This is a genomic window from Corallococcus sp. CA053C (genome assembly GCF_003611675.1).
Taxonomy (GTDB): Bacteria; Myxococcota; Myxococcia; order Myxococcales; family Myxococcaceae; genus Corallococcus.
The window spans coordinates 1-9681 of record NZ_RAWA01000376.1 but is presented as its reverse complement, the minus strand read 5'-3'; the positions used below and the strand labels follow the sequence as shown (position 1 = coordinate 9681).

At 70.7% G+C, this 9681-nt stretch carries 6 protein-coding genes; 2 read left to right on the top strand and 4 right to left on the bottom strand.

The features are described 5' to 3' along the window. Positions 1-136: 136 nt before the first annotated feature. The 4 genes from D7V97_RS34070 to D7V97_RS34055 form a co-directional block, all read right to left on the bottom strand. Positions 137-3967 carry a bifunctional serine/threonine-protein kinase/formylglycine-generating enzyme family protein gene (locus D7V97_RS34070; protein ID WP_120614792.1) on the bottom strand — a complete coding sequence of 1277 codons (3831 nt, stop codon included), beginning with the start codon at positions 3965-3967 and terminating at the stop codon, positions 137-139. A 119-nt stretch (positions 3968-4086) separates the two neighbouring features. Continuing rightward, entirely contained in the window at positions 4087-4554 is a 468-nt protein-coding gene (locus tag D7V97_RS34065; RefSeq protein WP_120614794.1) for a response regulator, read from the bottom strand. A 175-nt stretch (positions 4555-4729) separates the two neighbouring features. Next, positions 4730-6559: an Ig-like domain-containing protein gene (locus D7V97_RS34060; protein WP_120614791.1), complete on the bottom strand. Its 1830-nt coding sequence runs from the start codon at positions 6557-6559 to the stop codon at positions 4730-4732. A gap of 169 nt (positions 6560-6728) precedes the next feature. Beyond that, entirely contained in the window at positions 6729-8381 is a 1653-nt protein-coding gene (locus D7V97_RS34055; RefSeq protein ID WP_120614790.1) for a carboxypeptidase-like regulatory domain-containing protein, read from the bottom strand. A 137-nt stretch (positions 8382-8518) separates the two neighbouring features. Here D7V97_RS34055 and D7V97_RS34050 point away from each other — a divergent pair, with 137 nt between their 5' ends. Beyond that, positions 8519-8962, top strand: a complete 444-nt coding sequence (locus D7V97_RS34050) for an HIT family protein (protein ID WP_120614789.1) — start codon at positions 8519-8521, stop codon at positions 8960-8962. 92 nt (positions 8963-9054) lie between these two features. Beyond that, positions 9055-9681, top strand: a 627-nt coding sequence (locus tag D7V97_RS34045; RefSeq protein ID WP_120614793.1) for a PEGA domain-containing protein, incomplete at its 3' end; no start/stop codon positions are given.

Genomic DNA, 9681 nt, shown 5'->3' with positions numbered 1-9681 from the left:
GAGCGGCAACTGGGGCAAGCCCTCCCGGCCACTTGCAGCGTCCGGTGGCTTCCACTTGGGACAGACCCCGGGGCGAATCCCGGGGTTCCATCGTTGGGTGGTGCTCAGTCGGGCGTGGGGCTTCGCCGGGTGAGGCTCAGGGCCCGGAGCCCGCTGAAGCAGGCAGGTCGGCGCACACGCGCAGGCCCACCGCGACGTCGCGCATGGACGCATCCGGCAGCTCGCGGTTGGTGGAGCGCGCGGACGTCACGGCGAACGAGTAGCTCCCACCCCGGGCCACCGGGCGGCCGGGCTCCAGCCACGAGCGGGTCCACTCCCACACGTTGCCGGCCATGTCGTCCGCGCCGAAGGGGCTGCGGGACGCGGGGTGGCTGCCCACGACGTCCGGGCCGAAGCTGCCCGGCTCCTTGCCGTAGGTGGTGTCCACGTTGGCCTCGTCCGGGCCCAGCCGGTTGCCGTGGGGGTACTCGCGGCCGTCCACGCCGCGCGCGGCGCGCTCCCACTCCAGCTCCGAGCACAGCCGCGCCCCCGGCACGCGCCCGGACGCGGCGAGCCAGGCCGCGTAGGCCTCCGCGTCGGAGAAGGAGATGCCGCTCACCGGGAACTGGCGCCAGTCCTGCTCGCGGCGCTGGGTGCGTTTGGCGTAGCGCAGGGGTTCGCCGTCGCGGGCCGTGTAGAGCACGCCGCCGGGCTGGAAGCGCAGCCGCCAGCCGCCCGCGTCCTGCTCCAGCGCGAGCACCCCGGCATAGCCGCCGGTGCCCACGCGGGGCTGGCGTTGGGCGCGCTCCTGGGGGGGCAGGGCCTCCAGGTACGCGAGCCAGTCCGCGTACGTCGTCTCATGGCGGGCGACGAGGAAGCCCTGCACCGGCACCGGGTGCAGGGGGACGGCGTTGAAGAAGTCGCGCACGCTGGACTCGGCGGCGCTGCCGAAGCGCACCTCGCCCGGGGGCACGTAGGCGAAGCCCGCCGGGAGCGAGCCCGCGAGGGGCAGCGGCAGGACGACGCGCCGCGCTTCACCGCGCTGGAGGAGCAGCGGCTGCACCGAGTCCTCGTGGCCCGGGGCGCGCACGGTGAGCTGGTAGGGGCCGGGCGCCACGGCGACGTCGGCCCATGGCAGCGGGCCTGGGGACGGCACGGGCTCGCCCGCGACCTCCGGGCCTGCCGGCTCGCGCGACAGGGGGCGCAGCTCCGCGGTGGCGCCGGGCACGGCCCTGTCCAGGGACAGGGAAAGGCGCGCGGGCGCGTTCCAGCGCTGCCAGCGCGAGCCGTCGGGGTCGTACAGGCGCAGGCGCTGCAGGAGCGCGGGCAGCGCGGGCTCGCGCTCGCTCTCCGCCCACAGGGCGCGCTCGTAGAGGAAGTCCGCCAGCGCGTCGCGCACGTCGGCGCGGCCGGGCGCCAGGGCCAGCGCGCGCTCCAGCCGGTCCGCCACGACGTCGAAGTGGTGGGCCAGCTGGGCGGCGTGCCCGGTGGCCTTCACCCAGCCGCGGTCGCCGTCCGCCTTGTGGCCGGAGTCGTAGAGGCGGAAGGCCTCGGTGCGCTCGGCCTGGAGCGCGTCGCGTTCGCCGCGCACGGCGTCCAGCTCCGCGGTGGCCGCGCCCAGCTCCGCGCGCACGCGCCCGTCGAGGATGCGGCGCTCACGCCACTGGAGGCCCGCGTACACCAGGGCCAGCGACACGAGGAAGCCCAGCGCCAGCCCCTGCTTCAGGCGCCGGCTGCGCACGCCGGTGTGGCGCGAGGTCTCCAGGAACGACTGCTCGCGCCGGGTGAGCTCGGACGGCTCCAGCACCGCCGTCTCCGCGAGCTGACGCGGGCCCCAGAGCGACTCGCGCGCATGGCCCAGGCGCTCCCACTGCGCGGCGGCGGCCTCCAGCCGGGCCTGCACCTCGCGGCGCTCGCCCGCCTCCACCAGCCAGCGCGCCAGCGTGGTCCACCCGGTGAGCAGCGCCTCGTGGGCCAGCTCGTACGCGGTGCCGCCCTCCCCTTCGCGCGCGACGAGCAGGCGCGCGCGCACCAGGGCCTCCAGCGCGGCGCGGTAGCGCGGATCATCGCCCACCAGTTCGCGGTCCGTCTTGCGCGCGCGGGTGCCGTCCGCGGTCACCAGGCGCAGCATCACCCCGCGCGCCGCCGACCGTTGATCCGGCAGCAGGCGGGCCACCGCGGCGTCGGCGTGCCGCGCGAGCGCCCCGGACACGCCGCCCAGCGAATCCAGCGCCGCCTGCGTCATCACGCCCCGGGCCTCGTCGCGCGCGTCCCACAGCTCCGCCAGCGCGAACTGGAGCAGCGGCAGGCCGCCGTCGGAGGCCGCCGTGGAGGCGACGAGCGCATCCACCACGGCCTCGGACTCGAAGCGCACGCCCTTGACCCGCGCGGGACCGACGATGGCCTCGCGCGTCTCTTCCGGGGTGAGCGCGCGCAGCAGGTACAGCGCGTGCGGCACCTCCGGCCCCAGCCCGGGCACGCCGGTGAGCCGGGTGAGGAAGTCGCTGCGCCCGGTGGCCAGGAGCCGCAGTCCGCCGGCCGCCTCCGTGAGCGAGCCCAGCGCGGCGCCCGCGGTCGCCGCCTCTTCCGGAGGCGACAGCGTCACCAGCTCCTCCAGCTGATCCATGTAGAGCAGCAGGCCGCCCTGGGTGCCCAGCTTCGCGCGGAGCCTGCGGCCCAGGGACGTGGGGTCCTGGCGCAGCGTCTCCGCGAGCGGCTCCTCGCCCACCTCCAGCACCGGCGCGAGCGCGGCGGCGAGCGCGGACACGGGCCTGCGACCGGGCACGAGCCGCGCGGTGCGCCAGCGCCGGCCGTCCTCCAGCGCGCCGTCGCACACTGCGGGCAGGATGCCGGCGAGGCACAGCGACGACTTGCCCACGCCGGAGTCGCCCGTCATCAGCAGGAAGGCCTCCGCCTTGAGGCGCTCCAGCACGGCGCGCTGCTCGCGGCGGCGGCCGAAGAAGAGCGAGCGGTGCTCGGCCTCGAAGGCCTGGAGGCCGCGGTAGGGATTGCCCTCCGGGACGACGACGGGCACCTCCTCGCGCGTCAGGGCCTCCAGCGCGTCGAGCAGCTGCGCGGCGGACGCGTGGCGCTGGCCGGGGTCGCGGCGCAGGCACTTGTCGATGGCGGCGGCGAAGCCGGGGTCCACCGACGGGGAGATCTCCAGCAGGGGCCTCACATCGCGGGTGCGCACGGCCTCGGACAGGTCGCGCCAGGGCACGTCACGGAAGGGGCCCCGGCCCGCGCACAGCTCGTAGAGCACGATGCCCAGCGAGTACACGTCGCTGCGCGCGGTGAGCTCCTCGCCGGCCCAGGCCTCAGGGGACATGTAATACGGCGTGCCCACCAGCGAGCCGCGCGGCAGGGACGGCAGGAAGACGCCATCCAGCGAGCGGGCGCCCAGGGCGGGGCTGGATTCCGGGTCCCAGTCCGCCGGCAGCTCCGGGGGCGGCATGGGCGCGCGCGGGGCGGTGGGCGCGCTGCTCTCCGCGCGGTCGAGCAGCTTGGCGAGGCCGAAGTCGAGCAGCTTCACCTCGCCGCTCTCGGTGAGCACGGCGTTGCCGGGCTTGATGTCGCGGTGGAGCACACCCCGGCGGTGGGCGGCGCCCAGCCCCCGGGCCAGATCCCGGCCAATGCGCAGCGCCCGCTCCCACGGCACAGGCCGGGCGAGCCGGTCCAGGCTGACGCCGCGGATGAACTCGGAGATGAGGTACGGCTGCTCCTCCAGCTGGCCCACCCGGTACAGCGTGACGACGTTGGGGTGCTGGATGCGGGCGGCGGCGCGGGCCTCCACCAGGAAGCGCGCCAGGGCGTTGGACCCCAGCGACGGGATGAACTTCACCGCGACAGGGCGCTCCAGGAGCGTGTCGTGCGCCAGGTACACACGGCCCGTGCGGCCCCGTCCGAGCGGCCGCACGATGCGGTACTCGTCGAACTCCTCCGGAGGAGTCCACGCGTCGGATGGGGGGGACGAGGCGGGAGAGCCCACCGGGGTTGCCTACGGCTCCCGCGTCCGGGGGTCAACCCGGGGGCCCGCGGGAGGACGGCCTGGAGCAGGGTGCCGCACCCGAGTGTCCGTCAGCGGACAGCAGCGGCCCCAGGGGCCGTTCACTCCTGACCCGAGCGGGGCTTCGCCTTGCTGGGTTTGAGCATGTTGCGGATCTTGTTCTCCAGGTCCTGGGGCAGGCACGGCTTGGCGACGAACTCGTCCGCCCCCACGGAGAGGGCGTGTTCGGCGTTGCCGGCGAGCACGTGGCCGGTGAGGGCCATCACCGGGATGTCCCGGGTGCGCAGGTCCTGCTTGATGCGCCGCGTCGCCTCCCAGCCATCCATGACGGGCAGGGACAGGTCCATGAGGATGATGTCCGGCTCCCCCACCTGGGCGCGCTCCACGGCTTCCACGCCGTTGCGGGCGGTGTCGACCTCAAACCCGCAGAATTCCAGGTACTCCGCGTACATCTCGCGGGCATCGTCGAAGTCGTCCACGACGAGGACGCGCTTCTTGGCGTTCACGGGAGCAGGCCCGCCGCTGGCGGTCGGCTCGCTCTCCGGGGATGTCATGACCGCGTTCTTCATGGAGCAGATGCCTCGCATGCAGGGGAGGGGCAGGATGAATCTAAACACGTCCTCGAAAAAGCGCCCGTTCTGGCAAGATTTCCCTGGACGGAAGCAGAAGGAACCAGGGTCGGGCGTCCGGTGTGAAACACGGGGACGGTGGATGGGGGTGTGGGTGGATGGGGGCTGCGGGGCGTCAGTGATTGACGCGATGGACGTGAACGGCGCTCTCGCTGGTACCGAGGGCCGGATCGGTCCCTTCAATCCAGGCGACGACGGGCTTCCTGTCCGCGCTGAGGGCCAGTGCGGGCAGTCCTTTCTTCCACATGCCAGGGGCCGGTCGCAGGACTCCGGAGACGTCCTCCCAGCGATCACCGGTCCACTGCCGCACCTGCCCCACCATGCTTGAAGTCGCAGGTTGAGGGCGCACCTCGGTGAGCAGGGTCATCGGCAAGCCTTGAGCGTCCACGACGATGGCACTGGGGGTTCGTCCATGGGTGCTGGGAGCAGAGTCTACAGGCCCGCCCACGGCAAGCCAGGTGCTCCCATTCCACCGCTTGACGAGCGGTCTCCATTTCCCCTCTACCAGCGCCGTGACACCCACCAGGAGGCTTCCATCGGGATGGAAGACCCGGGCCGAAGGCAGCCCCCCGAGCCCTGCCGAGATGTCCTGCCAAGCCGACCCATTCCATCTCACCACACGGCCAACATCCACCCCCTGCGCGTCACTCTCCCAGAACGTAAAGACAGGCTGCCCTGCGGCATCCAGGTCAAAGCCCGGATAGTTGACGACCCCGACTAGCGGCAGAGGTTCAGCCTTTGCGCCCCACGCACTGCCATCCCACTGACGAAGCACGAACTGGCGTTGGGATTGATTCCCTTCCTTCCATGCCACCACGGGAGCCTGTTGCGTCCCACTGCTGAAATCCATCCAGTCGATCCGCCCCCCTGAAAGAATGGAGCTCAGGAACGCCCCCAGGGACTCCCAGGCCGCGCCATTCCATCGCCGAGCGTGAAACTGATGGATCCCACCGTCAAAGAACTCGAGCCATGCCACCAGGGGGCGTCCTTCAGCGTCTATCTGAAGCGCGCTTTCCCTGACAAGGAGAGCGTTCGTCGCTCCTGAGTTCAGCGGCCCACCAAGATACTCCCACGCGTCGCCGTTCCAGCGCTTGACGTGGACACCGTTATGCTGTGCCCACGCCGCGAGGGGGCGCGAGTCTCCGCCAATTCGAAGCGAGGCCCTGTCGATGAGACTGGCGTCCGGGATTCCGTCCCGCAATGGCTCTCCGACCAGGAGATAGGACGGGATCGTCCATCTCCAATCCCGGGACGTCGCTTCCACCCTGTTCCCAGCCAGATCGGTGACGGCGGCGTCAACCGTGACAGCGACCTGACTGTCCACGGGCAAAGGGGTACGAGGAGAAATCGTCAGCGCCCTTCCATCCCCTGACAGCGACACGTCCGCACTGAATGGCGAGGAGTTCACCGTCAATTGGATGGACTGGATGCTGACGCTGGAGGCCTGCAGGGGCTCAGAGAACGTCGCATGGATCACCGTGCCTGCTGGAACAAGGAATTCGGCGTTGCCAGGGGTCTGGGAGATCATCCTTGGAAGGGTCCGATCCACCGTCACGGTGCGCTCAGGACTCGTGAAGACCTGCGAATTCCGGGTCGCTCGCACGGCAAGGACATGAGGACCTTCAGGAAGCGACCAGGTCTCCCAGTCCAGCGAATGGGACGCGGAGAGCACACCCACTGGCGTGCCATCCACCCACAACTCCACACGATCAGGAGTTGAGCCGGTGACCTCCACGCTGACCCGGAGCGTCCCATTGGTGGAACTCCCGGCTTCGGGCGACAGCCAGTTCACCGAGACAGGACGCGCATCCAGGCTTCCTGCATCCGGAAGCGCTCCCGGTTCCAGCTCAGGCACCTGGATGCAGGCCGAGCCCATCATCCACATCACCAGCAGCAGGCTCTTCGAATTTTTCATGAGTCCGGCGCACAGCAAGAAGGGATCCATTCCATGACGGGTCCACGCGCTGTTGCATCCCGCGCGGGCCCGTCTCCATTCAAGACATGGGATCCGACAGGAGGGACACCTGGACAGCAAGATGCCCCTGCGAAGCCTGGGCTTCACAGGGGCATCCGGTTCAACTCAGTACCGCCACGTCAAGCCAACACGGCTCGACTCACGGAGTCTGCGCGGGCTGGATCGCGATCGCGGTCGCCGACAGATCCGCGTTGATGGGCTGGCCCCAGATGCTCTCATAGGCCTCGTTGGCGCCCTGGGACGGCAGATTCCCGAAGGCGACGACGATGACCGCCTGGGCCGGAGTGAGCGGGAGGCTGCCGCCGTAGGTGAAGGCGTACCGGGTGCTGTATCCGAAGGACGTCTGGATGCCGAAGACGGGCTTCTCGGCGGGCGTGCGCGTCACATAGGGCGCCGTGGGCTCACTGATGAAGAGCTGGAAGCCCTGCCCGGAGGGGTTGCTGAACTCACCGACGACATCGCCGACGACGTTCGGGGTGGGGCCGCCGATGTCGTTCTTGAAGAAGACCTGGACTGTCCCGCTCGCCGGAGCGCGGATGGGCGCGCTGAAGCTCACGTAGACGGTCTCACCCGGGTTGAGCTGCGTCGCAGGGCCCGTGCCCAGCTGGGTGGTCTCCTGGTAGCGGACCTCGGAGATGGTGATCTCCCTGGGGCTGGCCTGGGTGCCACCGAAGAAGAAGCCCGTCTGGGTGAGGTTGGTGCCGCCCTCGGCGGACACCGCGCGCACGAAGAGGTTGTACTCCTTGCCCTCCTGGACGACGCCACCACCCGGGGAGATGGTCGCCGAGTAGCCGCCGTTGTTCACGGTGGCCGTCACCGACAGCGACTCCTTCGCGTACTCGTCCGTCAGGCGCACGAGCAGCGAGCCCGGCTGCACCGGCTGGTTGAAGTACACGTAGATGGGCTCGCCCGGGCGGACCAGGTTGTTGAGCGGATCCGTCGCCTGGGGCGCCTTGAGGCTGCCCACGCTGCTGCTCTCGATGGCGAGCGCACCAGCCTGAGGCCGCGTGTACGGCAGGTTGATGACGCGCGTGACGCTGGTGCTCACGATGGCGCTGCCCGAGTAGCTCGTCACGAAGCCGCCCGTCTCCGGGGCGCCGTCGCCGTTGGCGTCCATCGGGGCCACCCACAGGTTGTAGGTGCCGTTCAGCCGCGCCAGCTCCGTACCGGAGGGCACGCCGGTGAACGTCAGCACGCCCTGGTCATCCGCCGTGGCCTCCACGTAGACGCGGCTCACCACGGAGGTGCCCGTCTCGTAGTTGCCCAGGATGATGGAGCCCGCGCGGTCCACTTCCAGCGAGCCCTTCGCGCCCGCGGCCGGACGGCCATCCGGCGTCACCACGTGGAAGCGCAGCGAGCTGTTCAGCTGCGCCAGGGTGATGGGACCAAAGCTCGCGTTGCCGTTGTTGATGGGCACCGTGCCCGCCTCGGCCGGCACCGTGGACGTCGCGCGCAGCGTCGCGTAGCCCGCCTTGCTGAACGTCAGCAGCACCTGCGCCGCCGCCGGCACGTCCGTCATCACGAAGTTGCCGGCAGCGTCCGTCGTCGCCGTCTTCGGCGTCGCCTGGCTGCCAATCGTCATGGACACCGTGACGTCCGCCAGCGGCGTCAGGTTCGTGCCCAGCACCTGGCCCGACACAGTCCCCTTCGGCGTCGAAGGCACCACCACCGACACGTTGTTCGGATCGCGAATGCCGTCCACGACACCGTCGTTGTTCGCGTCGGTCTCGTCACTGCCGCATCCCCCCACCAGCAGCGGCAATACAGCCATCAACAGAAGCTTCTTCATCATCCCCACCTTGAATTTTTGACGGAATTTTCACGCCCCAGCTGTCAAGAAAGGGCGGAAATCGGACACTCCCTGACCCAGGGCCATCGCGTCAAGGTGGGGGGAATTTTACCCGGACCTCCTGAAGAGGATGACACGACATGTCAGATGTGAATGACCCCTGCCTGGGCTGCGCCATCGTTCGCGGGGACACCCGCACTCCCGGTGGGGTCCTGGCGCGCGCCCCCGGATTCGTGCTCCACGCGGTGGCCTCGCCCAGCCCCGTCCCCGGCTGGGTGGTGCTCACCAGCGAACAACACGTGCGCGGCTGGTACGATCTGGAAGAGGCGGCCTCGCGCGAGCTGGGGCCGTTCGCCGGCCGGGTGATGCGTGCCCAGCGCGAGGTGCTGGGCGCGGAGCACGTGTACGCCTTCGCCATTGGCGACGTGCTGCGCCACTTCCACCTGCACCTCGTCCCCCGCTTCGCGGACACGCCGCCCCACCTGCGGGGCCGGGGCGCCTTCGACGCGGCCCCCGGCGAACACCTCCCCCTGGAAGCGCTGGAGGCCGCGGCCCTGCGGCTCGGGACGGCGCTCGCCCGCTGACCCACGCCGGGCGTGACGTGGGCCAATCCACGGGCTCGCGGCCCCCGTCATGGACCTGACAGGTCATCGGGGGAAGAATGCAGGGCGCCATCATGCGTGTGTCCCTCCTCGGCCCCTGGCTGCTCTCGCTGCTGCTCTTCACCACCGGTCCCGCCCTGGCGGACAACACGGCGGATGAGGCCGACATCGCCTTCGAGCTGGGCAACGACGCGTACTCCCACGGCAACTACACCGAAGCGCTGCGCTCGTACTTCACCAGCTACCGGCTGGTCCCCAACCGCAACGTCCTCTTCAACATCGCGCGCTGCTTCGAGGCCCTGGGCAAGTTCAACGAGGCCTACCGCTACTACAACGACCTGCTGGTGGAGGACCTGCCCACCGAGGACGCCGACGAGGTCTCCCGCTCCCTGGAGCGGCTGCGCCCCAAGGTCGCCCTGGTGCGCGTCACCACCAACCCCAAGGGCGCGGACGTCTACGTGGACCGCACCGACCTGGGCAGCCGGGGCCGCTCGCCGCAGACGCTCGCGCTCACGCCGGGCCGCCACAAGGTCCTCGTGCGCAAGGACGGCTACCGCCCCACGGAGTCCACCGTCACCGTCACCAAGGGCCGCGAGGTGCCCGTGGACCTGGACCTGGGGCTCATCACCGGCATCGTCGAAGTCACCGGCACCCCCGAGGGCGCCGAGCTGCGCGACTCCCCCACCGGCCCCCTCCTGGGC